This is a genomic window from Pseudomonas sp. Fl4BN1, assembly GCF_009908285.1.
In the GTDB taxonomy this organism is placed as follows: domain Bacteria; phylum Pseudomonadota; class Gammaproteobacteria; order Pseudomonadales; family Pseudomonadaceae; genus Aquipseudomonas.
On record NZ_JAAARM010000002.1, the window covers coordinates 245,203 to 270,349 of the forward strand.

At 61.0% G+C, this 25,147-nt stretch carries 29 protein-coding genes; 13 read left to right on the plus strand and 16 right to left on the minus strand.

Annotated elements, in window-relative coordinates; genetic code table 11:
• Nucleotides 1-50: 50 nt before the first annotated feature.
• Nucleotides 51-515, plus strand: a complete 465-nt coding sequence (locus GV818_RS03355) for a TIGR02444 family protein (RefSeq protein ID WP_161752963.1) — start codon at nucleotides 51-53, stop codon at nucleotides 513-515.
• Here the strand turns inward: GV818_RS03355 and GV818_RS03360 are convergent.
• Complete coding sequence (locus tag GV818_RS03360) at nucleotides 512-1,555, minus strand: AlgP family protein (protein WP_161752961.1); 1,044 nt, start codon at nucleotides 1,553-1,555, stop codon at nucleotides 512-514. The genes GV818_RS03355 and GV818_RS03360 overlap by 4 nt on opposite strands.
• A 193-nt stretch (nucleotides 1,556-1,748) precedes the next feature.
• Here GV818_RS03360 and GV818_RS03365 point away from each other — a divergent pair, with 193 nt between their 5' ends.
• Nucleotides 1,749-2,414: an FKBP-type peptidyl-prolyl cis-trans isomerase gene (locus GV818_RS03365; RefSeq protein WP_161752959.1), complete on the plus strand. Its 666-nt coding sequence runs from the start codon at nucleotides 1,749-1,751 to the stop codon at nucleotides 2,412-2,414.
• Between the two features lie 61 nt (nucleotides 2,415-2,475).
• Here GV818_RS03365 and rsd read toward each other — a convergent pair whose 3' ends face one another.
• From rsd to GV818_RS03400, 7 genes are all read right to left on the minus strand, one after another.
• Entirely contained in the window at nucleotides 2,476-2,934 is a 459-nt protein-coding gene (gene rsd / locus GV818_RS03370; RefSeq protein ID WP_161752957.1) for a sigma D regulator, read from the minus strand.
• 206 nt (nucleotides 2,935-3,140) lie between these two features.
• Entirely contained in the window at nucleotides 3,141-3,662 is a 522-nt protein-coding gene (locus GV818_RS03375) for a disulfide bond formation protein B (RefSeq protein ID WP_161752954.1), read from the minus strand.
• A gap of 163 nt (nucleotides 3,663-3,825) precedes the next feature.
• Nucleotides 3,826-5,064 (minus strand): heme biosynthesis protein HemY, encoded by a 1,239-nt coding sequence (locus GV818_RS03380; protein ID WP_161752952.1) that lies wholly within the window; start codon nucleotides 5,062-5,064, stop codon nucleotides 3,826-3,828.
• Nucleotides 5,061-6,200: a uroporphyrinogen-III C-methyltransferase gene (locus GV818_RS03385; RefSeq protein ID WP_161752949.1), complete on the minus strand. Its 1,140-nt coding sequence runs from the start codon at nucleotides 6,198-6,200 to the stop codon at nucleotides 5,061-5,063. The genes GV818_RS03380 and GV818_RS03385 overlap by 4 nt, the downstream gene beginning before the upstream one ends.
• A gap of 16 nt (nucleotides 6,201-6,216) precedes the next feature.
• Nucleotides 6,217-6,984: a uroporphyrinogen-III synthase gene (locus tag GV818_RS03390; protein WP_161752947.1), complete on the minus strand. Its 768-nt coding sequence runs from the start codon at nucleotides 6,982-6,984 to the stop codon at nucleotides 6,217-6,219.
• Nucleotides 6,981-7,922: a hydroxymethylbilane synthase gene (hemC, locus tag GV818_RS03395; RefSeq protein ID WP_161752945.1), complete on the minus strand. Its 942-nt coding sequence runs from the start codon at nucleotides 7,920-7,922 to the stop codon at nucleotides 6,981-6,983. Before hemC ends, GV818_RS03390 begins: the two co-directional genes overlap by 4 nt.
• A 126-nt stretch (nucleotides 7,923-8,048) precedes the next feature.
• Nucleotides 8,049-8,795, minus strand: a complete 747-nt coding sequence (locus GV818_RS03400; protein WP_161752943.1) for a LytR/AlgR family response regulator transcription factor — start codon at nucleotides 8,793-8,795, stop codon at nucleotides 8,049-8,051.
• Nucleotides 8,796-9,420: 625 nt separating this feature from the next.
• Between GV818_RS03400 and argH the strand changes: the two genes are divergently transcribed.
• Nucleotides 9,421-10,815 (plus strand): argininosuccinate lyase, encoded by a 1,395-nt coding sequence (argH, locus tag GV818_RS03405; RefSeq protein WP_161752941.1) that lies wholly within the window; start codon nucleotides 9,421-9,423, stop codon nucleotides 10,813-10,815.
• A gap of 64 nt (nucleotides 10,816-10,879) precedes the next feature.
• On the opposite strand, the gene GV818_RS03410 is transcribed toward argH, so the two are convergent.
• Nucleotides 10,880-11,527 carry a glutathione S-transferase family protein gene (locus GV818_RS03410; protein WP_161752939.1) on the minus strand — a complete coding sequence of 216 codons (648 nt, stop codon included), beginning with the start codon at nucleotides 11,525-11,527 and terminating at the stop codon, nucleotides 10,880-10,882.
• Between the two features lie 125 nt (nucleotides 11,528-11,652).
• Here GV818_RS03410 and GV818_RS03415 point away from each other — a divergent pair, with 125 nt between their 5' ends.
• The 3 genes from GV818_RS03415 to GV818_RS03425 all read left to right on the plus strand — a co-directional run bounded on the left by GV818_RS03415 (nucleotide 11,653) and on the right by GV818_RS03425 (nucleotide 15,402).
• The gene (locus GV818_RS03415; RefSeq protein WP_161752937.1) at nucleotides 11,653-11,937 is read left to right on the plus strand and encodes a hypothetical protein; all 285 of its coding nucleotides are present in this window, start codon (nucleotides 11,653-11,655) and stop codon (nucleotides 11,935-11,937) included.
• 205 nt (nucleotides 11,938-12,142) lie between these two features.
• A complete protein-coding gene (locus GV818_RS03420; protein ID WP_159894382.1) occupies nucleotides 12,143-12,388 on the plus strand; it encodes a TIGR02647 family protein in 246 nt (81 codons plus the stop codon).
• A 167-nt stretch (nucleotides 12,389-12,555) separates the two neighbouring features.
• On the plus strand, nucleotides 12,556-15,402 hold the full coding sequence (locus GV818_RS03425) for a class I adenylate cyclase (protein ID WP_161775796.1): 2,847 nt from the start codon (nucleotides 12,556-12,558) through the stop codon (nucleotides 15,400-15,402).
• 7 nt (nucleotides 15,403-15,409) lie between these two features.
• On the opposite strand, the gene rnk is transcribed toward GV818_RS03425, so the two are convergent.
• The 3 genes from rnk to cyaY form a co-directional block, all read right to left on the minus strand.
• Nucleotides 15,410-15,823: a nucleoside diphosphate kinase regulator gene (gene rnk, locus GV818_RS03430; protein WP_011064182.1), complete on the minus strand. Its 414-nt coding sequence runs from the start codon at nucleotides 15,821-15,823 to the stop codon at nucleotides 15,410-15,412.
• 142 nt (nucleotides 15,824-15,965) lie between these two features.
• Nucleotides 15,966-16,199 (minus strand): DUF1289 domain-containing protein, encoded by a 234-nt coding sequence (locus GV818_RS03435; protein ID WP_161775797.1) that lies wholly within the window; start codon nucleotides 16,197-16,199, stop codon nucleotides 15,966-15,968.
• 4 nt (nucleotides 16,200-16,203) lie between these two features.
• The gene (gene cyaY, locus GV818_RS03440) at nucleotides 16,204-16,536 is read right to left on the minus strand and encodes an iron donor protein CyaY (protein WP_161752931.1); all 333 of its coding nucleotides are present in this window, start codon (nucleotides 16,534-16,536) and stop codon (nucleotides 16,204-16,206) included.
• Between the two features lie 239 nt (nucleotides 16,537-16,775).
• On the opposite strand from cyaY, the gene lptM reads away from it, so the two are divergent.
• The 6 genes from lptM to GV818_RS03470 are packed head-to-tail and all read left to right on the plus strand — an operon-like array spanning nucleotide 16,776 to nucleotide 21,365.
• Complete coding sequence (lptM, locus tag GV818_RS03445) at nucleotides 16,776-16,934, plus strand: LPS translocon maturation chaperone LptM (RefSeq protein ID WP_011064184.1); 159 nt, start codon at nucleotides 16,776-16,778, stop codon at nucleotides 16,932-16,934.
• A 9-nt stretch (nucleotides 16,935-16,943) separates the two neighbouring features.
• Nucleotides 16,944-18,191 (plus strand): diaminopimelate decarboxylase, encoded by a 1,248-nt coding sequence (gene lysA / locus GV818_RS03450; RefSeq protein WP_161775798.1) that lies wholly within the window; start codon nucleotides 16,944-16,946, stop codon nucleotides 18,189-18,191.
• A gap of 4 nt (nucleotides 18,192-18,195) precedes the next feature.
• Nucleotides 18,196-19,026 carry a diaminopimelate epimerase gene (dapF, locus tag GV818_RS03455; RefSeq protein ID WP_161752927.1) on the plus strand — a complete coding sequence of 277 codons (831 nt, stop codon included), beginning with the start codon at nucleotides 18,196-18,198 and terminating at the stop codon, nucleotides 19,024-19,026.
• Between the two features lie 13 nt (nucleotides 19,027-19,039).
• Nucleotides 19,040-19,765, plus strand: coding sequence for a DUF484 family protein (locus GV818_RS03460; RefSeq protein ID WP_161775799.1), 726 nt, complete (start codon nucleotides 19,040-19,042; stop codon nucleotides 19,763-19,765).
• Nucleotides 19,766-19,767: 2 nt separating this feature from the next.
• Nucleotides 19,768-20,664 carry a tyrosine recombinase XerC gene (xerC, locus tag GV818_RS03465; protein ID WP_161775800.1) on the plus strand — a complete coding sequence of 299 codons (897 nt, stop codon included), beginning with the start codon at nucleotides 19,768-19,770 and terminating at the stop codon, nucleotides 20,662-20,664.
• Nucleotides 20,664-21,365 carry an HAD family hydrolase gene (locus tag GV818_RS03470; RefSeq protein ID WP_161752921.1) on the plus strand — a complete coding sequence of 234 codons (702 nt, stop codon included), beginning with the start codon at nucleotides 20,664-20,666 and terminating at the stop codon, nucleotides 21,363-21,365. Before xerC ends, GV818_RS03470 begins: the two co-directional genes overlap by 1 nt.
• Before the next feature lie 159 nt (nucleotides 21,366-21,524).
• Here GV818_RS03470 and sutA read toward each other — a convergent pair whose 3' ends face one another.
• The 4 genes from sutA to glnK form a co-directional block, all read right to left on the minus strand.
• Nucleotides 21,525-21,848: a transcriptional regulator SutA gene (gene sutA / locus GV818_RS03475; RefSeq protein WP_161752919.1), complete on the minus strand. Its 324-nt coding sequence runs from the start codon at nucleotides 21,846-21,848 to the stop codon at nucleotides 21,525-21,527.
• 102 nt (nucleotides 21,849-21,950) lie between these two features.
• Entirely contained in the window at nucleotides 21,951-22,376 is a 426-nt protein-coding gene (locus GV818_RS03480; RefSeq protein ID WP_161752917.1) for a secondary thiamine-phosphate synthase enzyme YjbQ, read from the minus strand.
• A 209-nt stretch (nucleotides 22,377-22,585) separates the two neighbouring features.
• The gene (locus GV818_RS03485) at nucleotides 22,586-23,923 is read right to left on the minus strand and encodes an ammonium transporter (RefSeq protein WP_161752915.1); all 1,338 of its coding nucleotides are present in this window, start codon (nucleotides 23,921-23,923) and stop codon (nucleotides 22,586-22,588) included.
• A 33-nt stretch (nucleotides 23,924-23,956) separates the two neighbouring features.
• On the minus strand, nucleotides 23,957-24,295 hold the full coding sequence (gene glnK / locus GV818_RS03490) for a P-II family nitrogen regulator (protein ID WP_002555808.1): 339 nt from the start codon (nucleotides 24,293-24,295) through the stop codon (nucleotides 23,957-23,959).
• 416 nt (nucleotides 24,296-24,711) lie between these two features.
• On the opposite strand from glnK, the gene GV818_RS03495 reads away from it, so the two are divergent.
• Entirely contained in the window at nucleotides 24,712-24,972 is a 261-nt protein-coding gene (locus GV818_RS03495; RefSeq protein ID WP_161752913.1) for an accessory factor UbiK family protein, read from the plus strand.
• The last annotated feature ends 175 nt before the right edge of the window (nucleotides 24,973-25,147 follow it).

Genomic DNA, 25,147 nt, shown 5'->3' on the forward strand with positions numbered 1-25,147 from the left:
AATGGCGGCGGAGTCTACCAGCTTCGTTCGCAACTGGCGCGAGTAGCAATATGTCCTCTGACCTGTGGAGCTTTGCCCTGAAGACCTATGCCCTTCCCGGCGTACAAGAGGCCTGCCTGCAATTGCAGGACGGCGGGGCCGATGTCTGCCTGCTGCTCTGCGCTGCCTGGCTTGGCCAGCGGGGGGTCGGTTGCGATGAGCAACGCCTGAAGCAGCTTGAAGAGCTCGCGGCGCCTTGGCAGCGGGACGTGGTTCAACCCCTGCGGACCTTGCGTATCGAGTGGCGTGCAGCAGCAACCGAAGATGCCGACTTAGGCGCCTTGCGCGAACAGCTCAAGACCCTGGAGCTACAAGCCGAACGGCAACTGTTGATGCGCCTGCAGAAACAGGCTCGGGACTGGCCCGGCGCTCAAGCAAACAGTTTGGAAGATTGGCTGGAAGGACTGGCGGCCGAAGCCGCCGACCTCAACCGCGACGCACTGCAGGTGCTGTGTGTCGCGGTGACCGGCGCTTAGGAAGCGCTGGAAGGGGTGCCGACAGTAGCCGAAGCAGGTGCAGCAGCTGCGCCTGTGGCCGAGGCTGGCGAAGCAGCCGGTGCAGCCGGTTTGGCCGCAGCTGGCGCTGGCGCTGCTGGCTTGGCCGCTGGAGTAGTAGCGGGCTTGGCCACAGCAGGCTTTTTCGCGGCAGGTTTTGCGGCAGGCTTCGCCGCTGTCGATGCAGCTGGCTTGGCGGCTGCGGGTTTTGCGACAGGTTTTGCGGCAGCTTTTACCGGAGTTTTTGCGGCAACAGGTTTGGCTGCTGGCTTGGCGGCAGGTTTGGTCGCAGCAGCCGTTTTGGCAGCAGCTGGCTTGGCTGCAGGTTTAGCTGCTGGCTTCGCAGCTGCAGTTTTGGCGACTGGTTTAGCCACTGGCTTGGCTGCAGCGGCTTTAGCGGCTGGTTTGGCAGCGACAGGTTTCGCGGCCGCAGGCTTGGCTGCTGCAGTTTTGGCGGCCGGTTTAACGGCTGCAGACTTAGCCACCGCCGGCTTGGCAGCAGGCTTCGCTGCGCTGGCAGCAACTGGCTTTTTCGCAGCAGGTTTAGCCGCTGGCTTGGCGGGTGCTTTAGCAGCAGGCTTGGCTGCTGGTTTCTTCGCCGCAACAACTGCCGGCTTGGCATCGCGAGTGCTCAGTGCCTTGGCTACCGCTTCTTTCACGCGACCAACGCCTTGAGCCAATTTCAGGCTTTCCTGGGCATCACGCTTGAGTTGCAGGATGTAGCTGCGGGTTTGTGCCTGACGTGCCTTCAACGCATCCAGCAAGTCTTCGAGTTCTTTCACTGCAGTCTTGGCCTTGGCTTGTGCCTTGGCTTTTCCAGCCGTGGCAGCGTCCTGCAGCTTGGTGCGCGATTTGTGCAGTTTCTCTTGCGCTTTACCTCGTTGTTTTTCCAGCTTTGCGAGCAATTTCTCAGCGTCAGCCAAGGCTTGGGAACAAGCGTTTTCCAAATGTTCGAGCAAGCTGCCCGACAGCTGTTGGAGCAGGTGCAACGGAGTATTTACAGGCTTCTTATTGGCCGACATGGTTTACCTCCTGGCTGATGTGAGTTGCGGCTCATACTAGACCTCTGCTGCTACCGCCGCTAGGTCATGTTGACAGTATCGAAAGCCTGGCGTTGCAGCCGATTGAAAATGTTCTTCTCACCCACCCAAGTTGCTCACCAACGAGCGCGTTGTCGCTGGCATAATCCACCGCTACTCAGGCCGGAGAGTGCCCATGTCGCGTTACCTGTTTTTGTCCTTGAGCCTGTTCTTGCCTCTGGCTCAAGCCGCGGCCGAACCTCAGCCCAAGGACGCTCACGATCTTGCCTACAGCCTTGGCGCGAGTCTCGGCGAACGACTGCGCGATGAAGTGCCCGACCTGCAGATCCAGGCCCTGGTAGAGGGATTGAAAGCCGCGTATCAAGGCAAACCGCTGGCACTCAAGAACGAGCGCATCGAGCAGATTCTCGCCCAGCACGACGCACAGATCAGCGAGCAGTCAGCCAAGTCACAGACCGAGACCGCACTGGAAAACGAGCGACGTTTTCTCGATCAGGAAAAAGCCAAGCCCGGGGTTCGCCAACTGGCGGACGGCATTCTGCTGACCGAATTGGCTGCGGGTACCGGCAACAAGGCCAGCCCCAATGGCTCGGTCCAGGTGCGCTACACCGGGCACCTGCCCGACGGCACCGTGTTCGATCAGACCCAGCAGCCGCAATGGTTTCGTCTGGACAGCGTGATCGCCGGCTGGCGCAGTGCGCTGTCGCAGATGCCCACCGGAGCCAGATGGCGCCTGGTGATTCCTTCGAGCCAGGCCTACGGCACCGAAGGCGCCGGCGACCTGATCGCGCCTTATACGCCGCTAGTGTTCGATATCGAATTGCTCGGCGTCGCCGGCTGAAGTGTAGAAACGAAAAACGGCACGCCGAGGCGTGCCGTTTTTGTGTCGCTCAATCCCGTTCTCAGGCCTGAGCAACCGCTTCCTGCTTGTGCGCGTTGTGCAGCACTTCAATCAGGCAGTCTTCCAGCTCAAAGCGCTCGTGCAACAGGCCGCCCAGTTCCTTGAACTTCTGCGCCACACACTGCCCTGCATCACACAGGTCATTGAACGCCAGGAGCTTCTCGGTGATCACGTCGATACGTGGATAAAGGGTCTCGGCCAACTCGAGCCCGCGCTTGTCGCCAAAGGCCTTGGCTTCGCTGGTCAGCTGTTCGTAGATTTCAAAATGGCCGGCGGAAACGTAATCCACCAAGACCCCACAGAACTCCTGCAAGGGCTTCTTGCTCTCACTCAGAGCCTCGGGCTCGGCGCCCAGCGCATCATAGGCTCGAACCAGTTCGTGACGCTCCTGCAACCAGCGGTCGATCAGCAGATGCACTCCACCCCAACGTTCCTGAGCATTCTGACAACTATCGAGCATGGTGATCTCTCTTCCCTTATGGGTCATGCCGCTTGCCCGCCGTCCCCCTTGAAGACTCTGGATCCGGTCAGGCGCAACAGCATCGAGCAACATAATTCCAGTGACACGTGCGGGCCAGATTATGCCCGCTCGACAACAGCTTCAAGGTACGCAGGAGATAAAGTTCATACAAGCGTTTAATCCGCCACCCTTCGCCAAATACTGACTCAGGGCAACGCCGTAGCCTGCCGAACGCTGCGCAACAGCCGCAGCAAACGGTAGCCACTGAAGATCAGCATGATCACGAAAAACAGCAGGCTCCATTCCGGGAGGCTCATGTCGAGCAGGGTCCAGGTGACCTCGGCGCAGTCCGACGTCCCCATGAAGGTCAATTTCAGCGCTTGCCACCACGACAGGTTGCGCAACATGAAGGGCATGTCCGGCAGACAGGCCAAGAGTTGTTCGGAGGGGATATTCTGCAGCAGCACATGGCGCCCGGCAGTAATCACTCCAAGCATGCCCAGCAACAGGTTGAGCGCCCAATAGACCGCTCGCCCCAAGCGACCCGGCCCCTGCACCAAGGCCAGCAGATTTACGCCGCCGAACAACAACAGCAGCAAGCGCTGCATCCCCCACAGCGGGCAGGACTCCAGGCCACCACCGGATTGCAGGTTGAACGCCGCCCACGAGGCCAAGGCCCCCACCAGGAACACCAGGGAGAACAGCAAGCGGGAGCCGGCCAGCGACATGAGATATCCGTAACGGAAGAAACAGGCAGCCACGGTAGAGAAAGCGCTCGCTCCTTTCAAGGAGCGCTATGCCGCAGATGATCGGCGACCGGCAACGGATGAGCCACGATTCCCGGACAAAAAAGGCCGGAGCCTGAAACAGGCAACCGGCCCTGATGAAACATCAGACCCGCGCCGGAACCGGCAACGGCGAAGCCAGCAGACGCTCGTCCAACAGCCCAAGACCTTCTTGGAACAGTTGGTTGCTGCGTTCGGTATCTCCCAACTGTGCCAGCAGGCGGGCCAGTTCGGCACAGGCTTCGGGATTGCGCTGCAAGCGCAGGCTGCTTTCCAGATAGTCCCGGGCCTTGCCCCACAAACTGTTCTGCAAGCACAAACGCCCCAAAGTCAGCAGCAGGCTCGGGTCGTCTGCATGTTCCTTCAGCCAGTGCTCGGCAGTTTGCAACTGGCGCGATGGATCGCTGCCACGCACCAGGCCGTAAAGCCGCGCCAGGTGACTCTCATACTTGCGCTTGAGGGCGGTGCGCAAGGCTTCTTCAGCCTCGGCCGAAGCCCCCAGTTGGCGCAGTTGCTCGGCATAGGCCAGCACCAGTTGCGGCTCTTGACGTTGCGCCGACGTCAGTTGCTGCCAGGCGCGATTGAGCGACTGCAAACCGGCGGCCTGATCCTCTTCGCGCCTCGCCGCCAGGATCAGGTTCTCACCCCAGGCCCTACGTTCCAGCTCCTGCAACTCACTGGCGGGCAGGGCCTTGTCCTTGCGCAGATCAGGCAGCAGGCGGATCAGGGCCGACCAGTCACCACGCTGCTGGTGCAGACGCTGCAGCTGGCGCAGTACCTGGACACTGTGAGGATGACGCTCATGCATCGCTTGCAGGGTGCTCAGCGCGCCGTCGGTATCGCCACGATCGGTCTGCAATTGGGCATGACTCAGGGCCACTGCCAACTCGGCCTGCGGCTGGCGGGTCAGCGCTCGCTCCAACAGACGATCACACTCTTCATAGTGGCCCTGCTCATTGGCTGCCCGAGCCGCGCCTAGGTAGTACAGCAGTGGCTGGCGCTCAGCCTCGGCGGCGCGATGCAGGTGCTTTTGCGCGCTGGCCCATCGCCCTTCGGCGAGGTCCATCTGGCCTTGTTCAATGGCGATCTGAACCCGACGGCTGCGATTGCGTCGCGACCAGGGATTGACCACTCCACCGGAAACCATCACCAGTTCGATCAGCAGCTTGATGCCCCAGATCACCAGCCAGATCAGTGCCACCAAGGCCAGGGTTGCCCACAGACTCGATTCGTAGCGGAAGTTGCTATAGGCGATCAGCACGTACCCGGGATGCTCGGCGATGGCCAGTCCCAGCAGGCCGATGGCTGCAATGACCAGTAGAACAATCACATAGGCGCGCTTCATGGGCTCGTCTCCTGGGCGCTGTTCGCCGCAGGCTTGGCCAGTGGTTTAACGGACTCTTCAGCGTTCAAGTTGCGCCGCTCAAGATAGGCCTGGACGGTGTTCAGGGTCTTCGCCAGGTCCGGAGTCACCACGGTCACTGGCTGCTTGCTCAACTCCGCCAGGCGCTCAAGCATGATCTTGCTTTGCGGATTGTCCTGATTGAAGTTGCCGACCAGCACATCGCGGGCTTCCGTCAGCGCCTGGGTATAGACCGCCGCCTGGCCGTTCAGCGCCGCCCACTGCGCCTGCTCCAGAGCCAGGCTCAAGGCCAGGCGCACCTGGGTCAGGCCCTGGCCGGCCAGCAGCGGACGAATGTTCTTGTCGGCATTGAAGTCGATACGGAAGTAGCGGGAGATCTGATCCCACCATTGCGCCCAGCGGCTGGCGCCGTCGCCATCGGCGGTCAACCCCAGTAATGACTCGCCGCGATCCTTGTACTCCGGAGCCACGGCACTGAGTTCGAGCACCTGATCACGCAAGGCGCCCAATTGCAGGAACAGGCCGGTGCGATCCGGCTGCTCAGTACTGCGCAGGGCTGCAAGGCTCTTGGCCAACTGCTCGCGGGCAGCGAATGAGCCCGGATCGTTCTGCTCTCGCAGTATATCGTCGGCCCCCTGGACCAGAGCCTGGGCACTGCTGATGTCCTGCAACGCGGACAACCGCAGGCTGGCCAGGCGCAGCAGGTGCTCGGCCTCGGCCAGGCGCCAGTCCTTGCGGCTAGCACCAAGCACGGTTTCCAGACGCTGGTTCAGGCGCTGCTGATCACTTTGCAACTGGGCTACCAGGCGCCGCCGGTCTTCCAGCTCATCGGCCGCTGGCAGTAGCTGAAGACGCTCGCTCAGGCGTTGTTCACTGAGCTTGAAACTCTGCGCCTGGTCTCCCAACGCCTGCAACTGACTCAGTTGCTGCTGGTGATTGGCTTGCAGGTTACGCACCTGCCAGATTCCCCAGCCGCCGGCAGCGACGCCCGCTGCTCCGAGCATCAGGGCCAGAATCGCCAAACCGTTGCCACGACGTTCAACGGTTGGGGTCGTGGGTTCAGTCGGTGTTTTGGGCTCCGGCTGAACTTCATCTTTAGGCAAGGCTGTTTCGCTCACGTATCCATCCTTTGCGTTAGAGAACGGGCACGGGGTGCTCCCGTAACGCCGTTAGCAAAGCCGCGGCACTGGCGCCACGACAATCCACAACTTTTTCCGCCCCGGCGGCACGTGCCATATCGGCGACCCGGGGGCTTGGAACAAACAACGGTATCTTCGCCAGGTGCGACCAGGCCGGGCCGGCCAACTGCCGCAAGTGGCTGAAACCCTGCCCACTGCTGACCACCAGCCCGTTCAAGCGTTCCACTTGAATCCGCTGTTGCAGCGCATCCTCGGCGTAGTGCGGCAAGCAACGGCGATAGAGTTCCAGATAATCGACACTAGCACCTTGGTCGCGCAAACGCTCAGAGAGCAGTTCGCGACCGCCCTCCCCGCGCACGATCAGCACCCGCGGATCAGGCCGGCGGATAGCCTCGCGCAACTGGGCAAGTGCAAGCAAGGCTTCACTATCATCACCCAGCTGTGGGTAGAACACTCGCAGACCGGCATCCGCAAGAATCTGTCCGGTGGCAGCGCCCACGGCGAACCAACTCTGGCTCGGCGGCTGTGGCCAGAACTGTCGCAGCAGTTTCAGGCCCAGGTGCGCCGCAGGCTTGCTGACCACTATTACCGCGCAATAACGATCCAGCTCGAGCAAGGTCGCCCGCTGCGAATCGGTAACGGGCAAGGCTTGAATATCCAGCAATGGCAGGCTGCTGCTGAAGATCCCGGACTCGGCCAGAGTCGCTGCCAGTGCAGCGCAATCCTCGGCCGGCCGGGTCAGCAGCAAGCGCCAGCCAGTCACTCTCCGTCCGCCTCACCGTAGACCGCACGCAGAATGTCATTGGCACCCTGCGCCAGCAGATCATCCGCTACTTGCACCCCCAACTCCGCGGCGGATGCTCGCGGGCCTCGAGCCTCGGCGCAGAGCAGCAGGCCGCCACTCGGCTCGCCCACCAGGCCACGCAGCCAGATCTGCTCGCCTTCCAACACTGCGTAGCAGGCAATCGGCACCTGGCAGCCACCATTCAAATGCTTGTTCAACGCGCGCTCGGCGGTTACCCGGCTGGCGGTGTCAGCATGGTGCAAAGGTGCCAGCAGCGCGTGAATTTCGCTGTCGACGCTGCGGCATTCGATGCCAACCGCACCCTGGCCACCAGCCGGCAGGCTGTCGTCGACACTGATGGAGGAACTGATGCGTTCTTCGAAACCCAGGCGGATCAGGCCGGCGGCCGCCAGGATGATCGCGTCGTACTCGCCAGCGTCCAGCTTGGCCAGGCGGGTATTGACGTTACCTCGCAGAAAACGGATCTGCAGGTCAGGACGGCGAGTCAGCAACTGAGCCTGACGGCGCAGGCTGGATGTACCTACCACGCTGCCCTCCGGCAATTGCTCAAGGCTGGCGTAGGTATTGGAGACAAAGGCGTCACGCGGATCTTCGCGTTCACAGATGCAGAACAACCCCAAGCCTTCGGGGAAGTCCATAGGCACATCCTTCATCGAGTGCACGGCGATATCGGCCTGATTTTCCAGCAACGCGGTTTCCAGCTCTTTGACGAACAGGCCCTTGCCGCCGATTTTCGACAAAGGCGAGTCGAGCAATTTGTCGCCGCGGCTGACCATGGGCACCAGGGTCACGATAAGGCCCGGGTGGGCCTCTTGCAGACGGGCTTTGACGTATTCGGCCTGCCACAAGGCCAGAGCACTTTTGCGGGTAGCGATGCGGATTTCGCGAGAGGACATGGATCAATCCGTACTGAATAGATACGGCAGATAATAACAGCTCAGCCAAAGCAGCTTTGACTTGTATCAGAAACGCGGCAGCCTCCCGACACCAGGCTGCATGTTTTGCGCGCCTGAAATCCCGACTTAAAGCTGTTGCATCATCTTGCGCACGCCCGCTACATGCCGCCGGCTGACAATCAGCGCATCGCCATTGAGCCCCTTGAGGTACAACTGGAAATGCCCCAGCGGCGTACGCTGCAAGCGCTCGATACGCTCGCGAGCCACCAGCGCATTGCGATGGATACGCACAAAGCGCTCGCCAAACTCATCCTCCAAGGCCTTCAAGGGTTCATCCAGAAGCACTTCACCACCCTCGTGACGCAAGGTCACGTACTTGTGGTCGGCAATGAAATACACCACCTGAGCCAGGGGAATCAGCTCGATGCCTTTGCGGGTACGGGCACTGATGTGGCTACGTGGGCCGTTGCCACTCTCCGCAGCTGGCCGGGTCAGGGCCGCCAGTTGCACCCGATTGGGCCTCTCGGCCTTTTTCAGCGCTTCCAGCAGCAGTTCGGGGCGCACAGGCTTGACCAGATGGCCAACGCCACTGTCATTGAAAGCCTCAAGGGGGAATTCGTCCGGAGCCGCGCAAAACACCAGCGCCGGAGGCGTCTCGCGCTCGCACAGCTTGCCGGCGACTTGCAGGCCGTCCAGCCCGGGCATGCGGACATCGAGCAAGACGATATCCGGCTTCAGGCTGTCGATCAGGCTCAGTGCCTCTTCGCCATTGGTGGCGCTGGGCTCCAGGACACTGTATCCCTCAAGCTCACTGACCATTCGGCTCAGGCGCTCGCGGGCTAGGGGTTCGTCATCAACGATCAGGACATTCATATTGCGCTGGATTCCTGCGTGAGTCTCGCACAAGGATAGCGTAGACAGGTGGAGTGACGTCCGTCACGGCGATCCACGCTAAGACTAGTGCGAAGGCCAAAAAGTGCCGCAAGTCGGGCACCAATATTTACCCGTACCTGCCCGATACCGCCCAGGGTCAGTGGATGCGCGACGACGTCGCAGGGAATGCTGATCTTCAACACAAAGCCCCCCTCGTTACTGTGGTCGGCGTCCACCCTGCCTGCACCCGCCTCGTTTGGTGGACGGATTACCTGGACCTGCGCGGTGTGAACTCGGTGGACGGCCCACTGCGAACACGCGAGGGGTGTTACGCAATTGTGCCCGTCCTCCTGTCCAACTGTAGACGGTTGCCAAGACGATATTGCTCAATCGATAAATATCGTTTGATCGATATCACCTTCAGCACTCACGGCGCTCCCTCCCCTGGTGCGCTTTCGAAAGTACTGGCTGCAGTCTCTGCGCCCCCGAGGCTGGCGACAAGCCATACAGAGGCCGCCCGGAGAAAAAAAGCTGCCGACCAGTGCCAGCGACAGCCCGGGCAACCCTGTTATTATCGGCGCCTGTTTTTCACGCCATCTTCCTTCAGCAGATCACGAGCGAATTCATGAGCACTGACAAGACCAATCAGTCCTGGGGCGGCCGCTTCAGTGAACCCGTCGACGCCTTCGTCGCCCGCTTCACCGCCTCTGTCACTTTCGACCAGCGCCTGTATCGCCACGACATCATGGGCTCCATTGCCCACGCCACAATGTTGGCCAAGGTCGGGGTGCTCACCGACGCCGAGCGCGACAGCATCGTCGATGGCCTGAAGACCATCCAGGGCGAGATCGAGGCCGGCAGCTTCGACTGGCGCGTGGACCTCGAAGACGTGCACATGAACATCGAAGCGCGCCTGACCGACCGCATCGGCGTCACCGGCAAGAAACTGCACACCGGCCGTAGCCGGAACGACCAGGTGGCCACCGACATCCGCCTGTGGCTGCGCGACGAGATCGACCTGATCCTCGGGGAAATCACCCGCCTGCAGAAAGGCCTGCTGGAATTGGCCGAACGCGAAGCCGAAAGCATCATGCCAGGCTTCACCCACCTGCAGACTGCACAACCCGTGACTTTCGGGCATCACATGCTGGCCTGGTTCGAAATGCTCAGCCGTGACTACGAACGCCTGGTGGACTGCCGTAAGCGTACCAATCGCATGCCTCTGGGCAGTGCTGCACTGGCCGGTACCACCTACCCGATCGACCGCGAACTGACCTGCCAGCTGCTGGGCTTCGAAGCCGTCGGTGGCAACTCCCTTGACAGCGTTTCCGACCGTGACTTCGCCATCGAATTCTGCGCTGCCGCCAGCGTAGCGATGATGCACCTGTCGCGCTTCTCCGAAGAGCTGGTGCTATGGACCAGCGCGCAATTCCAGTTCATCGACCTCCCGGACCGCTTCTGCACCGGCAGCTCGATCATGCCGCAAAAGAAAAACCCCGACGTACCTGAACTGGTGCGGGGCAAGAGCGGCCGGGTATTTGGCGCACTGATGGGCCTGCTGACCCTGATGAAAGGCCAGCCCCTGGCCTACAACAAGGACAACCAGGAGGACAAGGAACCGCTGTTCGACGCCGCCGACACCCTGCGCGACTCACTGCGGGCCTTCGCCGACATGATCCCGGCCATCAAGCCCAAGCACGCCATCATGCGTGAAGCGGCCCTGCGCGGCTTCTCCACCGCCACGGACCTGGCGGACTATCTGGTGCGCCGCGGCTTGCCGTTCCGTGATTGCCACGAAATCGTCGGTCACGCGGTGAAGTACGGCGTCGAGACCGGCAAGGATCTGGCGGAAATGAGCCTGGAAGAACTGCGCAAGTTCAGCGACCAGATCGAGCAGGACGTGTTTGCCGTGCTGACCCTGGAAGGCTCGGTGAATGCCCGTAACCACATCGGCGGTACCGCGCCGGTCCAAGTCCGAGCCGCCGTAGCTCGCGGCCAGGCACTGCTGGCCAACCGCTAAGCCCCTGTCGAGCCCGTCCGTTCCGGCAACCCTCAGCCGGCGCGAACGGGCTCTTGGCCAAGCGCTATCGCCCTGACCTTCTGGCTGCAATCAACGTCGCCTTGTCAGCGGCAATGCGCCTCGCGCTGGGCGTCTGCTCCAGGCGTTCCAACAAGGCTTTCGCCTCCGGCATTTCGGCCAGGAAATCGATCCCGAACAACTTGTTCCCGACCACCAGGGCCAGGCTCACGCTGTATTGGAAATACAGATCCGCCACACTCAGACTGCTGCCCGCCACATAAGGCTCGAACCTGGCATGCCGGCGCAACGCGGCAAAGCCTTGCAGCAACTCGATCCCGGCCTTTTCCTTGATCGCCTCGGGCACCGTCACCCCGAAAAACACCTCGGGAAAACAGGCCCGGGCCGGCAGTTCGATGTACAGCTCGATCTCCTTGGCCAGCGCCAGTACCTGGGCACGCTCGAAGGCGTTCGCTGGCAGCAGCGCCGGCTCAGGCTGGACCTGTTCCAGGTAGTCAAGAATCACACTGGTTTCACTGATGAAGCCCTGCTCCACCTCAAGCACCGGTACCTTGCCCCGCGGGCTGATGGCCAATGCCTCAGGGCTTTGACCGGCATAAAACAGTACCTCTTCGAAGGGCAACCCCTTCTCCAGCAAGGCCAGCTTGACCATGTTGTAGTAGTTGCTGATGGAGAACCCATAAAGCTTGAACATCCCATAGCCTCCAGGCCGTGCAAGGGGTTGGCAGGACTTTTTATAGAGGGTTAATCCCACTCTGGCCAGCAGCATCCCGTCGTTGAATACGAGTAAACTGGCGACCTTTCCTTGAGGAGCCTGCCATGAGCGAGCCAACCGATATCGACACCGACGAAGAAGAGTTCGCCGAAACAACCCTGGTCGAAGCCATCGAAAACCAGATCGAAAGCGACAACCCGCCGGCGGCCAAGGCCACGTTCAACAAGTTGACCCTTGTAGGCTACGAGCGGGAGGAAATTCTCAATCTGATGGCCCATGTCCTGGCGATCGAGATTGATGCGATTCTCGAGCAAGACCGCGCCTTCGATACTCAATGGTACGAAGCCGCACTGCGCGCCCTGCCGGAACTGCCTCCCGAGAAGCCGTGAGCCAGCACTGCCGGAGCGCTGCGCACAGCAACGTTCCGGCACTCGGTACAGCCTAGCGCTTGTGCCGTGACTACACTGCAACCACCCTGCGGCCAAACACCGCTGGCCCAGGGTGTAAAAGTACTCAGCGAACGCTGGACACGCCGCCTTTCTGCGGTCACCTTAAGAACGCTGACCTCTAATTCCTAGAAAGTCTGGAGTCCTTATGTCGTATACCCCTGAGTTGGTTGCCGAACTGGAAATCCTTGCGCTCTTCAACCTGGACAACTCCCAGGAAGGCCTGAAAATCCATCAGACCGCTGCCCCTTCTGCCATCGCCGCCGCCCAACGCCTGTTTGCCAAAGAGCTCATTACCCTGCCCGATGGGGGCTACCTGACCAGCCTTGGCCGGGATGCCGCCGAGCATGCACAAGGTTTGCTGACCATCCTGAGTGTCAAAGAAACCGCCTGAATACTGTTCCTCGGCCTGCGGGGTTCCCGTCTGTCGGATTCCGTAGGCACTCTTCCGCCAATACGCTAAAAATCTGGCGTCAAAAATAAAATCAGTTCAAGGCTTGGCCTTGTCTGGCGGTAAACTGCTGCCGTCCTCAAAACCGCCACGTTCGAGCTCAGCTTGAGATGCCCCATACCCATGAAATCCGTCCCGACCTGGATGAAGGAATCGATCGCAAGGTTCTGAGCCGACTGCGCGCACGTTTTCTCACCCTCAATGAGGGACGCATGGCACGCGCAATGGAGGGGTTGTCGACGCGCCAGCAATTGGTCCTCAACCTGTTGCCCCTGTTCTTTCATGTCAATCACCCATTGCTGCCCGGTTATGTATCCGGCGCGACTCCAGCGGGGCTATCCAACTACGAACCCGACCCACAGGCCCTGGCCGAAGCTCAGCGCCTGACCCGGTCTTTTTCCTACAAGCCCCGCCATGGCAACCCGCCACGGCCGATTCACGGGTTATTCCTCATGGGCAGCCTGGGCACCCTGGCCCAGGCCGACCAAAGCGATATGGATGTCTGGGTGTGTCACGCCGCGGATCTGAGCGAAACCGAATTGGCCGAGCTACAGAAGAAATGCCAGTTGCTGGAAACCTGGGCCGCCGGCCAGGGCGCCGAAGCCCACTTCTTCCTGATCGACCCGAGCCGCTTTGTCCGCGGAGAACGGGATACTCAACTGAGCTCGGACGATTGCGGCACTACCCAGCATTATCTGCTGCTGGACGAGTTCTACCGTACGGCCATCTGGCTGGCCGGCCGCACCCCTCTGTGGTGGCTGGTACCGGTATACGAAGAGAACCGCTACGAGCAGTACATTCACACACTGCTGTCCAAGCGCTTCGTGCCTGCCGAAGAGAACCTCGACCTTGGCCACATGGCACGCATTCCTCCCGGCGAGTTCATCGGTGCAGGGCTCTGGCAGTTGTTCAAAGGCATCGAGTCACCCTACAAATCAGTGCTCAAGCTGCTGCTGATCGAGGTCTATGCCAGCGAACATCCCAAGGTCCAGTGCCTGAGCCTGCGCTTCAAGCAAGCGGTATTCGCCAACCGCCTGGACCTCGACGAGCTAGACCCATATATCGTGGTCTACCGGCGCATCGAGGAATACCTCAAGGCCCGAGGCGAGCCGGAGCGCCTGGAACTGGTGAGGCGCAGCCTGTACCTCAAGGTCAACCGCAAGCTCACCACCGGCAACGCAGCTCGCAACCCAAGCTGGCAACGAGCACTGCTGGAGCGCCTGGCCAGCGAATGGGGTTGGGATCAGCGCCAACTGGCACTGCTGGACAGCCGCAGCCAATGGAAGGTGCGCCAGGTCAGCGCCGAACGCCGAGCGCTGGTCAACGAACTCAACTACAGCTATCGCTTCCTGACCCAGTTCGCCCGCACCGAACAGGCCGCTAGCCTGATCAACAAACGCGATTTGAATGTATTGGGCCGACGGCTGTACGCAGCCTTCGAACGCAAGGCAGGCAAGATCGAGTTCATCAATCCAGGCATCGCCCCGGACCTGGCGGAAGACACTCTGACCCTGGTGCAGTCGCCAAACAAGAAGGAGCCGGGGCATGACTACTGGGGCCTGTACAACGGCAGCCTAACCGCCCTGGAGTGGGAACACTTTGCCCCGATCAAACGCAGCCGCGAACTGCTGGAGCTGCTCACCTGGTGCCATCGCAACGGCGTGATCGACAGCAGTACGCGCTTGGCCCTGCACCCCGGCAACAGCGACCTGAGCGAATTCGAACTGTTCAATTTGCTGGGCAGCCTGCAACAGACCGTCGCCCTGCCGTTGACCAGCGTCAGCGAAGAGCAGCTGTTGCACGCCAGCGTGCCCAGCGAGGTGCTGATCCTGGTGAACGTCGGGGTCGATCCCCTCAAGCATCACCGCGACCTGAACGTTCACATGACCACCGAACGCACCGACTCTCTGAGCTACGCGGGAGTGCGGGAGAACTTGGTACTGACCCTGGATCAGGTGACTCTCAATAGCTGGAATGAGGTCATGGTCAGCCGTTACGACGGCGAACATGCGTTGCTCGATTGCCTGCGGGACTACCTGAATAATCTGCCGTCGCGCAGCCAACCGCGCCTGCAGGTACGCTGTTTCTGCCACAACCGCGCGCAATTCATCGCCCGGCGGGTGGAGGAATTGTTCGAAACCGCGCACAACCTGATGCTCAGCCAGCTCAACTATCGCTACCTGATTCAAGTGCAGCAGCATTATCACGTCCTCGAACTGCTGCCCGGGAAGGTCCGCCACCGGGCCATGGCAACCCCTGCAGCGCTGCTCGAGTACCTGGGACAGGAGCAGGTCCGCTACAGCCCCCTGCATCTGGACCCGATGGCCCTGGAGGACCATGACCTGGCACTGGTCCTGCCCATGGGCCAGTCGGACTGCGTCCAGGTGTTCTATCGGATCATCGAACGCCACGCCGAACTCTATATCCTCGATGAGCACAACGCGCTGTGGCAGCAGACCTTGCCCTACCACGACGAACAAAGCCTATTGGTACCCCTGCAGCGTTTCCTGCAGTCGATCCTCTACCGCCGTGAAGCGCTGCTGCCGATGGAAAGCAGTCAGGACGAGAAACCCTTGGAAACAATCTACTTGCAGGTTCTGCCCTCAGGCAGCGGCCGAGCACGTCGGGTGGAGGCCCGGCCAGCACCGCTGACGCCCGTCGACAAGGCTTTTTATGACGTGCAAGCAATCATCGGCAAGGCGGCACCGGGGCAGGTGCACGTCTCGCTGTACTGCAACCAACGGGAGTTTTCCGAACTGGAATATGGCGATCAGCTGTTCAGCGCAGTGGCCCAGGAGATCGTCGGACAGCGCCACGAACCTGAGCGTTATCGCTGCTACATCACCGACCTTGACCTGTCCGGGCTACTCGGTGATGTGCAAAGTTCGAGCATCGTATATCTGCGTTACAAGGCCAGCCTGGAGCGCGCACTGAACGACGCGCTCGAGCAGGTCTAGGGCGAAATCAGAGGTGGTAGTCGCCCGCTGCTTCCGGCTGGTATTCCACTTCCAGCAGAGTCAGCTTCAAAGTCTTGCCACCTGGCGCCGGCCAGTCGATGTATTGACCCACCTGCAGGCCCAGCAAGGCGCTGCCTACCGGGGCTAGAATCGAGATCTTGCCTTCGTCGGCGTTGGCGTCCTGTGGATAAACCAGGGTCAGGTGATAGTCCTTGCCGCTACTTTCTTCACGGCAATGCACACGCGAGTTCATGGTTACGACACCGGCCGGAACTTCATCGTGGCCCACCAGCGTTTCGGCACGATCCAACTCGGTTTGCAGTGCAATGACGCCTGGCAGCGAGTCGTCCAGGCTGTCGATCAGGCGCTCCAGACGTTGCACGTCAAGGCGGGTAAGGATGATGGATGGTGCAGTACTCATGATCCTGGCTGACTCCTATTTTTTCTGCACAAAAAAGCAAAACCCCGCCAAATAAGACGGGGTTCTCACCGGCCTCGATGTAGTGAGGCGAAGCCGGACACTATCACAGCACACTGAATAAACAAACCGTATGAGTACGAACCTAAAGCCCCTCTGCCACCACGGTCTGTTTACGCTGCAGCGCCTGGACACAGATCACGCGCCGACGTTCGTCATCGGCCGAGCGCCACTCGCGAATGTCCTCCACATGACGGAAACAGCCACGGCAGACCTTCTCCTCATCGAGACGGCACAGGCTGATGCACGGTGAGCTCACCGCCGGGCTGACGTTACTGTAGAGCGGCTTGGGCGGGCGGACTGCGGCAGGCTGCGTCACGGTATCAAAGCCCTTCGAACTCAAGCTTGATGCCCGCCTGCTCGAAGACGATACGCTCCAGCATCTCCCCCAGCTGCTCTTCGCTCTTGTCGCACATCCAGCGCTCGCTTTCTGCGTCGTAATCGAAGTGGAAACCGCCGGAACGCGCGGCCAGCCACAGCTGGCGCAAAGGTTCCTGGCGGCTGAAGATCACCTGGCTGCCGTTGTCGAACTTGACGGTGAGTACCCCAGCCGAGCTTTCCAGGTCGATATCCAGGTCACTCTCATCGAAAATATCCTCCAGCGTCTGCTGGGTGGCGTCCACCAGGTCGTGAAAACGGGCTTCAGTCAAACTCATTACGGGAACCTCGAAAAGTGTCTACTCACGCTCAAGCGCCGCAAGATACGGGCGCTTCCCGGCGAATGCAAAGGATACCGAACAGGCGAACAAATGCGCGGCCCATTGCGCCGGGGGCCGCCCAAACCCGCTAACGGGCATTGGGCAAAGGCCCGCTGGACGGGAGTTACGCTGCATAGGCAAGCTGCCGGGTGGCCGGTATACTCGGGCGCAATTTACGCATTCTCAAGGATTTCGCCATGAAGCGCCTGATCTCTTCCCTTGCTGCGCTCGTCGCGGTTGCCTGCCTTGTTACCGCCTGCGGCCAGAAAGGCCCGCTGTATCTGCCCGATGACAGCAAATCCCCCGAAGAACAGGCGAAGTCGCAATCGCAGTCGCACAAGCACGACACCTACTAAGGGCAAACCATGGACGCTTTTAACTACCGCGACGGTGAGCTGTTCGCGGAAAGCGTAGCCCTGTCCGCGATTGCCGATCGTTTCGGCACGCCCACCTACGTCTATTCCCGTGCACACATCGAAGCCCAGTACCTGGCTTATGCACAGGCACTTGCCGGCATGCCGCACCTGGTCTGCTTCGCGGTAAAAGCCAACTCCAACCTGGGCGTGCTGAATGTCCTGGCCCGCCTCGGCGCCGGTTTCGACATCGTCTCCCGGGGCGAGTTGGAGCGGGTATTGGCCGCAGGCGGTCAGGCCGACAAGATTGTCTTCTCCGGCGTCGGCAAAACCCGTGACGACATGCGTCGTGCCCTGGAAGTGGGCGTCCATTGTTTCAACGTCGAATCCGCTGAAGAACTGGAGCGCCTGCAGGTCGTGGCCGCCGAGCTGGGTGTACGCGCGCCAATCTCGCTGCGGGTCAATCCCGACGTCGATGCCGGTACCCACCCGTACATTTCCACCGGGCTCAAGGAAAACAAGTTCGGTATCGCAATTGCTGCCGCCGAGGATGTGTACATCCGCGCAGCGCAGTTGCCCAACCTGGAAATCATCGGTGTCGACTGCCATATCGGCTCGCAACTGACCACCCTGGAACCCTTCATCGACGCCCTCGACCGGCTGCTGGATCTAGTGGACCGCCTCGGCGAATGCGGTATCTACCTGCGCCACATCGATCTGGGTGGTGGCTTGGGTGTGCGCTATCGCGACGAAGAGCCGCCGCTGGCTGCCGACTACATCAAGGCAGTGCGCGAGCGCCTGGATGGCCGCGACCTGGCCCTGGTGTTCGAACCGGGCCGCTTCATCGTCGCCAACGCCGGCGTGCTGCTGACTCGGGTCGAGTACCTCAAGCACACCGAACACAAGGATTTCGCCATCGTCGACGGCGCCATGAACGACCTGATCCGCCCGGCGCTGTACCAGGCCTGGATGGACGTCAGCGCCGTACGCCCGCGCGATGCCGAACCCCGCACCTACGACATCGTCGGACCGATCTGCGAAACCGGCGACTTCCTCGCCAAGGAGCGCGCCCTGGCCCTGGCAGAGGGCGACCTGCTGGCGGTGCATTCCGCTGGTGCCTATGGTTTCGTCATGAGCTCGAACTACAACACCCGCGGTCGTGCCGCTGAAGTACTGGTCGATGGCGACCAGGCCGTTGAAGTGCGTCGCCGCGAGACGGTAGCCGAGTTATTCGCTGGCGAAAGCCTGCTGCCGGAGTAAAGCCATGCTGCTGCGTTTTACCAAGATGCATGGCCTGGGCAATGATTTCATGGTTCTCGACCTGGTCAGCCAGCACGCGCATATTCTGCCCAAGCACGCCAAACAATGGGGTGACCGTCATACCGGGATCGGCTTCGATCAGTTGCTGATCGTCGAGGCCCCGAGCAATCCGGATGTGGATTTCCGCTACCGGATCTTCAACTCCGACGGCTCCGAAGTAGAACAATGTGGCAACGGTGCCCGCTGCTTCGCCCGCTTCGTACTGGACAAGCGCCTGACCACCAAGCGTCAGATCCGCGTGGAAACCAAGAGCGGCGTGATCGAACTGGATGTGCGCAACGACGGTCAGATCAGCGTCAATATGGGCGCTCCACGCCTGGTGCCGGCGGATATTCCGTTCCAGGCACCGGCTCAGGCCAACAGCTACTTGCTGGACGTCGAGGGTCGCGAGGTCGAATTGGCCGCCGTATCCATGGGCAACCCCCACGCGGTATTGCGGGTAGATGACATCAACAGTGCGCCGGTTCACCAACTGGGCCCGAAGATCGAGCACCATCCGCGCTTCCCGGCGCGGGTCAATGTCGGTTTTCTCCAGGTGCTGGACCGTCAGCGCGCACAATTGCGGGTCTGGGAACGCGGCGCTGGGGAAACCCAGGCCTGTGGTACCGGCGCCTGCGCCGCCGCAGTGGCCGCGATCAGCCAGGGGTGGATGGATTCACCACTATTGATCGACCTGCCGGGCGGGCGCTTGTCCATTGAATGGGCCGGCCCTGGCCAACCGGTGATGATGACCGGCCCGGCAGTGCGCGTATACGAAGGACAGGTGCGTCTATGAGTGAGCGAAATCCATGACTGATCAGCCGCAGGTTCCCGCCAAAAAGCCCGACGATTCACCTTCCGAAAGCCTGGAGGCCGCGGCTGTAGCCGCCTACCTGGAGGCACACCCGGACTTCTTCGTCGACCACGAAGAACTGCTCCCGGCCTTGCGTATTCCCCACCAGCGCGGCGATACCGTTTCGCTGGTGGAGCGGCAGATGAAGATCCTCCGCGAACGCAATATCGAGATGCGCCATCGCCTGTCGCAATTGATGGACGTGGCACGGGACAATGACCGGCTGTTCGACAAGACCCGCCGCCTGATCCTTGCGCTGATGGACGCCACCAGCCTGGAAGAAGTGGTGATGAGCGTCGAAGACAGCCTGCGCCAGGACTTCCAGGTGCCCTTTGTCAGCCTGATCCTGTTCAGCGACATCGCCATGCCGGTAGGTCGCTGGGTTTCCGCCGCCGAAGCCCAGGGCGCCATTGGCGGCCTGTTGGCGGAAGGCAAGAGTGTCAGCGGCAGCCTGCGCGAACACGAGCTGGACTTTCTCTTCGGCGAAGAACAGCGCAAGCAGATCGGCTCCACCGCGGTGGTCGCCCTGGCACACCAGGGCATGCACGGTGTCCTGGCTATCGCCAGCCGTGATCCACAGCATTACAAGAGCTCGGTGGGCACCCTGTTCCTCAGTTACATCGCCGAGGTCACTGGCCGCGTGCTGCCGCGCTTCACCCACTCGCTGCGCTCGGTACGCTGACCGTGCAAGAACAACTGGACGCCTACTGCGCGCATCTGCGCAGTGAGCGCCAGGTGTCGCCTCACACCCTGCAGGCCTACCGGCGCGACCTCGACAAGGTGCTGGGGTTCTGCGAGAAACAACAGGTCCGCAACTGGACCGACCTGGACATCCAGGGCCTGCGCAGCATGATTGCCCGCCTGCATCAGCAGGGTCAGTCATCGCGCAGCCTGGCGCGCCTGCTGTCCGCGGTACGCGGGCTCTACCACTACCTGAACCGCGAAGGATTGTGCGATCACGATCCGGCCAACGGCCTGGCTCCGCCCAAGGGTGAACGACGCCTGCCCAAGACCCTGGACGCCGATCGCACCCTGCAACTGCTGGAAGGCGCAGTGGAAGACGACTTCCTGGCCCATCGTGACCAGGCGATCCTGGAACTGTTCTACTCCTGCGGATTGCGCCTTTCCGAGCTGACCAGCCTGAACCTCGAACAACTGGACCTGCCGGACGGCCTGGTACAAGTCCAGGGCAAGGGCAGCAAGACTCGAGTCCTGCCGGTGGGCAGGAAAGCCCGGGAGGCGCTGTCGCAGTGGCTGCCACTGCGAGCCCTGAGCAACCCGCCGGACGGCGCCCTGTTCGTCAGCCAAAAGGGCCGACGCCTGGGGCCGCGAGCCATTCAACTGCGGGTCAAGGCCGCCGGCGAACGGGAGCTGGGGCAGAACCTGCACCCGCACATGCTGCGCCACTCCTTCGCCAGCCATTTGCTGGAGTCCTCCCAGGACCTGCGCGCCGTGCAGGAACTGCTCGGGCACTCGGACATCAAGACCACCCAGATCTACACCCACCTGGACTTCCAGCACCTGGCAGCGGTCTACGACAGCGCCCATCCACGGGCCAAACGCAACAAAGGCGGTGAGTAATGACCATCAAGCTGATCACCTTCGACCTCGATGACACCCTGTGGGACACCGCTCCGGTAATCGTCAGCGCCGAAGCCACCCTGCGCCAGTGGCTGACGGAACACGCGCCGAATCTTGGCGGCGTGCCGGTGGAGCATCTGTGGGCCATTCGCGAGCGGGTACTGAACAACGAGCCGAACCTCAAGCACCGGATCAGCGCCCTGCGCCGCCGGGTGCTGTTCCACGCCCTGGAAGAGGCCGGGTATGACCACGTACAGGCTAACCAGCTAGCGGATCAGAGCTTCGAAGTGTTCCTGCATGCCCGGCACCAACTGAATATCTTCCCCGAGGTCCAACCGACCCTGGAGGCCCTGGCCAACCATTTCGCCCTGGGAGTGGTCACCAACGGCAACGCCGACGTACGTCGCCTGGGCCTGGCGGACTACTTCAAGTTCGCCCTGTGTGCCGAAGATATCGGCATCGCCAAACCCGATGCCCGGCTGTTCCATGAAGCCTTGCAGCGCGGCGGAGCGAGCGCCGACAGCGCCGTGCATATCGGCGATCACCCGGGTGATGACATTGCCGGTGCCCAGCAGGCAGGATTGCGCGCCATCTGGTTCAACCCCACCGGCAAGGCCTGGGAAGCCGAGCATGCGCCCGATGCGGAAATCCGCAGCCTGACCGAACTCCCCGCGCTGCTAGGCCGCTGGAAGTCGCTGTAGACGCCCCGCAGAACGGCTCCAGGCGATCTCTTGGATAGGCCGTTTCGCCAGCTCTGGCGGGGCCTCACCCTTGATCGCAGCCTGCGACGATTGCAATTGCTTTGGGTATGAAAAAGCCCGCAGCGACGGCGGGCTTTTTCAGCAAGCAAGTAGCAAGGCTCAGATAGGCCGGCTGCCGTACTTGTTATCAGGCTTCTTGGGCGGATCGGCGACCACATTGGCCTCGACTTCCTGCACTCTACCGCCACGGGCCAGGAACTCTTCCATGGCACGCGCCAGTGCATCACGCTCCTTATTCTTGGCTTCGACACTCGGCAGCTCGTCTACCGAGACGGCAGCCTTGGCTTTGCCTTTGGCGGTCGGAGCAGGTGCATCACCGCCATCGTCTTCCGCCACATCGTCGGCGGCCGCTTCAAGACCTTCTTCGGTATCGTCTTCTTCACCTACTTCGAGGTCGTCGTTTTCCAGATCATCGTCGCTCATGTTCTACCTCATGACTTGCGAAAAGCAGATTAGTTATAGCCCAGCTCAGCCAACTGTCGAAGGCTGCCGGAAAAAAATCAACGTCCACTGATACTCAGCGGCTTATGCCTCATCACCGTGCAAGGTGGCAAGGACTTTACGAGCACCGCCATGGTCGCGGTGCTCGCCCAGATAAACACCTTGCCAAGTGCCTAGGGCCAGGCGCCCCGCCGATACCGGCAAAGTCAGCTGACAGCCTAGCAAACTGGCCTTGAAGTGCGCGGGGAGGTCGTCTGCGCCTTCGTCGTTATGTTCGTACCCGGCCATGCCTTGAGGCACCAGGGTGTTGAAGAAACGCTCGAAGTCACGCCGGACCGCCGGATCGGCGTTCTCGTTGATAGTCAACGAGGCCGAGGTATGTTGCAGCCACACATGCAGCAGACCAATCCGACATGCCTTCAACTCAGGCAGGCCGGCGAGCAACTCGTCCGTCACCAGATGAAAGCCCCGGGGCCTGGCCCGCAGGGTAATCAGGGTCTGTTGCCACATACCGATCTCCACACTTCGGCGCGCATTCTAGCGCGCTCAGGGAAAAAACAAAGCGCCGAATAATCCTGCTTTAGTGTAAGCATTTGCCCTACCGAAAATCGTCAGGGCAAACACGCCAAGACTCACCAGAAAAACCTTTCAGCCTTTCTCAATGAGAAATACCAGGCAAAAAAATGCCCGGCAGGAGCCGGGCTTTTTTTCTGCAGCGATTACAGGTTGTAACCACGCTCGTTGTGTTGCGCCAGATCGAGACCGACCGCTTCCTCTTCTTCGGAAACCCGCAGACCCATGACCGCATCCAGGACTTTGAGGATGATGAAGGTGACAATGGCGGTGTAAATCACCGTGAAACCCACGCCCTTGGCCTGAATCCAGACTTGCGCCGCCACGTCGGTCACGGTGCCGAAGCCACCCATGGACGGAGCGGCAAACACGCCAGTGAGCATCGCACCGAGAATACCGCCGATACCGTGTACGCCAAAGGCATCCAGGGAGTCGTCATAACCCAGTTTGCGCTTGAGGCTGGTGGCGCAGAAGAAGCACACCACGCCCGCAGCCAGGCCGATGATCAGAGCCCCCATCGGGCCGACGGTACCGGCGGCCGGAGTAATAGCCACCAGGCCAGCCACCACGCCCGAAGCGATACCCAGCGCACTTGGCTTGCCGTGGGTGATCCACTCGGCAAACATCCAGCCCAGAGCGGCGGCGGCGGTGGCGATCTGAGTCACCAGCATGGCCATGCCAGCAGTGCCATTGGCGGCAGCGGCGGAACCGGCGTTGAAACCAAACCAACCGACCCAGAGCATGGCCGCCCCCATCAAGGTGTAACCCAGATTGTGAGGAGCCATTGGGGTGGTCGGAAAACCCTTGCGCTTGCCCAGCACCAGACAAGCCACCAGGCCCGCGATACCAGCATTGATGTGCACCACAGTGCCGCCGGCAAAGTCCAGCACGCCCCAGTCGCCCAGCAAAGAACCCGGGCCGCTCCAGACCATGTGCGCAATCGGTGCGTAAACCAGGGTGAACCAGACGCCCATGAAGATCAGCATCGCGGAGAACTTCATCCGCTCGGCGAAGGCACCGACGATCAGCGCCGGGGTAATGATGGCGAAGGTCATCTGGAAGGTGACGAACACCGCTTCAGGGAAGAGCGCCGCAGGACCGGTCAGGCTGTTGGGGGTGACCCCGGCCAGGAAGGCCTTGGAGAAGCCGCCCACGAAAGAGTTGAGGTTGACGACGCCGGCTTCCATCCCGGTGGTGTCGAACGCCATGCTGTAGCCATAGATGAACCACAGGACAGTGATCAGGCCAGTAATGGCGAAACACTGCATCATCACCGAAAGAATGTTCTTCGAACGCACCATGCCGCCGTAGAACAACGCCAGCCCAGGAATGGTCATGAACAGCACCAGGGCGGTGGAGGTCAGCATCCAGGCGGTATCGCCGGAATTGAGGACTGGAGGGGGCACTGGATCTGCCGCCAAGGCCAGGCCAGGCATTACGAGGGACAACAGGGCTCCTAGCCCTGCGATTTTGCGCAGAGTCATATTGTTTTCTCCTGGGGCGTTGGGTTTGGCGGCTTAGATTGCGTCGGTATCGGTTTCGCCGGTACGGATGCGAATAGCCTGTTCCAGATTGACCACGAAGATCTTGCCGTCACCGATCTTGCCGGTGTTGGCGGCCTTGGTTATCGCCTCGATAACCCGGTCAAGATCCTTGTCGTCAATGGCGACATCGATCTTCACCTTGGGCAGGAAATCGACCACGTACTCCGCACCGCGATACAGCTCGGTGTGCCCCTTCTGCCGGCCGAAGCCCTTGACCTCAGTAACGGTAATGCCCTGCACGCCGATTTCGGACAGCGACTCGCGCACGTCGTCCAACTTGAACGGCTTGATGATGGCAGTGACTAGCTTCATGAAACTTTCTCCCGAATTGGTGGACTTGCCCCAGGAAAACAAACCCGGCTCAAGTCTAAGCGCAGTGCCTGGCTTTGTAACGCATCGTCGGCCCTACTCAGCCAGACCGACGCCAGCTAACCACTCCTGACGAAACACTCCCCGCTCCGCCTGCCGCACTGCATTTGTCATGGCGACTGCATCAGTGCATGGGTCACCAGGGTCTAAGCAGAAAGCTTGCCAGCTCGGGAAAAATCAGTGATTTCAGTCTCTTGCCTGCAACCGACCAGGGATGAGGCAGAACAGCACCGTGGATACGCACAATAACGGTGCGTCGATGCTTGGATAGATGCGCGAAAAACGTGCAGGACATGCACCACCAAGCCCTTGGGGCGTGCGTGATACACTTCGGCCCATCTGCTATTCAGGACACTCCCATGCTTGCGCCCAAAGACCTTCTCGATGCCCTGAGCGGCCACGCCTCTCGCTTGCTCAGCGGTGAAACACCCCTGCCTCGCAATGAAATCGAAAGCCAGTTCAAAGCCCTGCTGCAAAGCGGCTTCAGCAAACTGGACCTGGTCAGCCGAGAAGAATTCGACAGCCAGATGGTGGTCCTGGCCCGCACCCGGGCACGCCTGGAAAGCCTCGAAGCCAAAGTGGCAGAGCTGGAAACCAGGCTCAATCCGACGGCTCAATGATCTGAATCCATTATTCGCCGGCAAGCCAGCGCCTACAGGCATGTAGAAACCGGCTTGCCGGTGAAGGCTGTGCCGACGACATATCCTGTCTGCATTCAAACGCTACCCCGCCAAAGCCCTCGACTATCCTTGCAGCACCGCAGGATGCGGTTCCCGCTGTCTCAAGGAACGACTT

What these genes read in the sequence shown, in the direction of transcription:
- GV818_RS03360 (WP_161752961.1), bottom strand. Translation starts at nt 1,555, where the DNA reads ATGTCGGCCAATAAGAAGCCTGTAAATACTCCGTTGCACCTGCTCCAA.
- cyaY (WP_161752931.1), bottom strand. Translation starts at nt 16,536, where the DNA reads ATGAGTTTGACTGAAGCCCGTTTTCACGACCTGGTGGACGCCACCCAG.
- hemC (WP_161752945.1), bottom strand. Translation starts at nt 7,922, where the DNA reads ATGTCCTCTCGCGAAATCCGCATCGCTACCCGCAAAAGTGCTCTGGCC.
- GV818_RS03470 (WP_161752921.1), top strand. Translation starts at nt 20,664, where the DNA reads ATGACCATCAAGCTGATCACCTTCGACCTCGATGACACCCTGTGGGAC.
- GV818_RS03495 (WP_161752913.1), top strand. Translation starts at nt 24,712, where the DNA reads ATGCTTGCGCCCAAAGACCTTCTCGATGCCCTGAGCGGCCACGCCTCT.
- dapF (WP_161752927.1), top strand. Translation starts at nt 18,196, where the DNA reads ATGCTGCTGCGTTTTACCAAGATGCATGGCCTGGGCAATGATTTCATG.
- rnk (WP_011064182.1), bottom strand. Translation starts at nt 15,823, where the DNA reads ATGAGTACTGCACCATCCATCATCCTTACCCGCCTTGACGTGCAACGT.
- GV818_RS03380 (WP_161752952.1), bottom strand. Translation starts at nt 5,064, where the DNA reads ATGAAGCGCGCCTATGTGATTGTTCTACTGGTCATTGCAGCCATCGGC.
- GV818_RS03375 (WP_161752954.1), bottom strand. Translation starts at nt 3,662, where the DNA reads ATGTCGCTGGCCGGCTCCCGCTTGCTGTTCTCCCTGGTGTTCCTGGTG.
- GV818_RS03365 (WP_161752959.1), top strand. Translation starts at nt 1,749, where the DNA reads ATGTCGCGTTACCTGTTTTTGTCCTTGAGCCTGTTCTTGCCTCTGGCT.
- GV818_RS03485 (WP_161752915.1), bottom strand. Translation starts at nt 23,923, where the DNA reads ATGACTCTGCGCAAAATCGCAGGGCTAGGAGCCCTGTTGTCCCTCGTA.
- GV818_RS03410 (WP_161752939.1), bottom strand. Translation starts at nt 11,527, where the DNA reads ATGTTCAAGCTTTATGGGTTCTCCATCAGCAACTACTACAACATGGTC.
- lptM (WP_011064184.1), top strand. Translation starts at nt 16,776, where the DNA reads ATGAAGCGCCTGATCTCTTCCCTTGCTGCGCTCGTCGCGGTTGCCTGC.
- GV818_RS03480 (WP_161752917.1), bottom strand. Translation starts at nt 22,376, where the DNA reads ATGTGGCAACAGACCCTGATTACCCTGCGGGCCAGGCCCCGGGGCTTT.
- glnK (WP_002555808.1), bottom strand. Translation starts at nt 24,295, where the DNA reads ATGAAGCTAGTCACTGCCATCATCAAGCCGTTCAAGTTGGACGACGTG.
- GV818_RS03415 (WP_161752937.1), top strand. Translation starts at nt 11,653, where the DNA reads ATGAGCGAGCCAACCGATATCGACACCGACGAAGAAGAGTTCGCCGAA.
- argH (WP_161752941.1), top strand. Translation starts at nt 9,421, where the DNA reads ATGAGCACTGACAAGACCAATCAGTCCTGGGGCGGCCGCTTCAGTGAA.
- sutA (WP_161752919.1), bottom strand. Translation starts at nt 21,848, where the DNA reads ATGAGCGACGATGATCTGGAAAACGACGACCTCGAAGTAGGTGAAGAA.
- lysA (WP_161775798.1), top strand. Translation starts at nt 16,944, where the DNA reads ATGGACGCTTTTAACTACCGCGACGGTGAGCTGTTCGCGGAAAGCGTA.
- GV818_RS03425 (WP_161775796.1), top strand. Translation starts at nt 12,556, where the DNA reads ATGCCCCATACCCATGAAATCCGTCCCGACCTGGATGAAGGAATCGAT.
- rsd (WP_161752957.1), bottom strand. Translation starts at nt 2,934, where the DNA reads ATGCTCGATAGTTGTCAGAATGCTCAGGAACGTTGGGGTGGAGTGCAT.
- GV818_RS03460 (WP_161775799.1), top strand. Translation starts at nt 19,040, where the DNA reads ATGACTGATCAGCCGCAGGTTCCCGCCAAAAAGCCCGACGATTCACCT.
- GV818_RS03355 (WP_161752963.1), top strand. Translation starts at nt 51, where the DNA reads ATGTCCTCTGACCTGTGGAGCTTTGCCCTGAAGACCTATGCCCTTCCC.
- GV818_RS03400 (WP_161752943.1), bottom strand. Translation starts at nt 8,795, where the DNA reads ATGAATGTCCTGATCGTTGATGACGAACCCCTAGCCCGCGAGCGCCTG.
- GV818_RS03420 (WP_159894382.1), top strand. Translation starts at nt 12,143, where the DNA reads ATGTCGTATACCCCTGAGTTGGTTGCCGAACTGGAAATCCTTGCGCTC.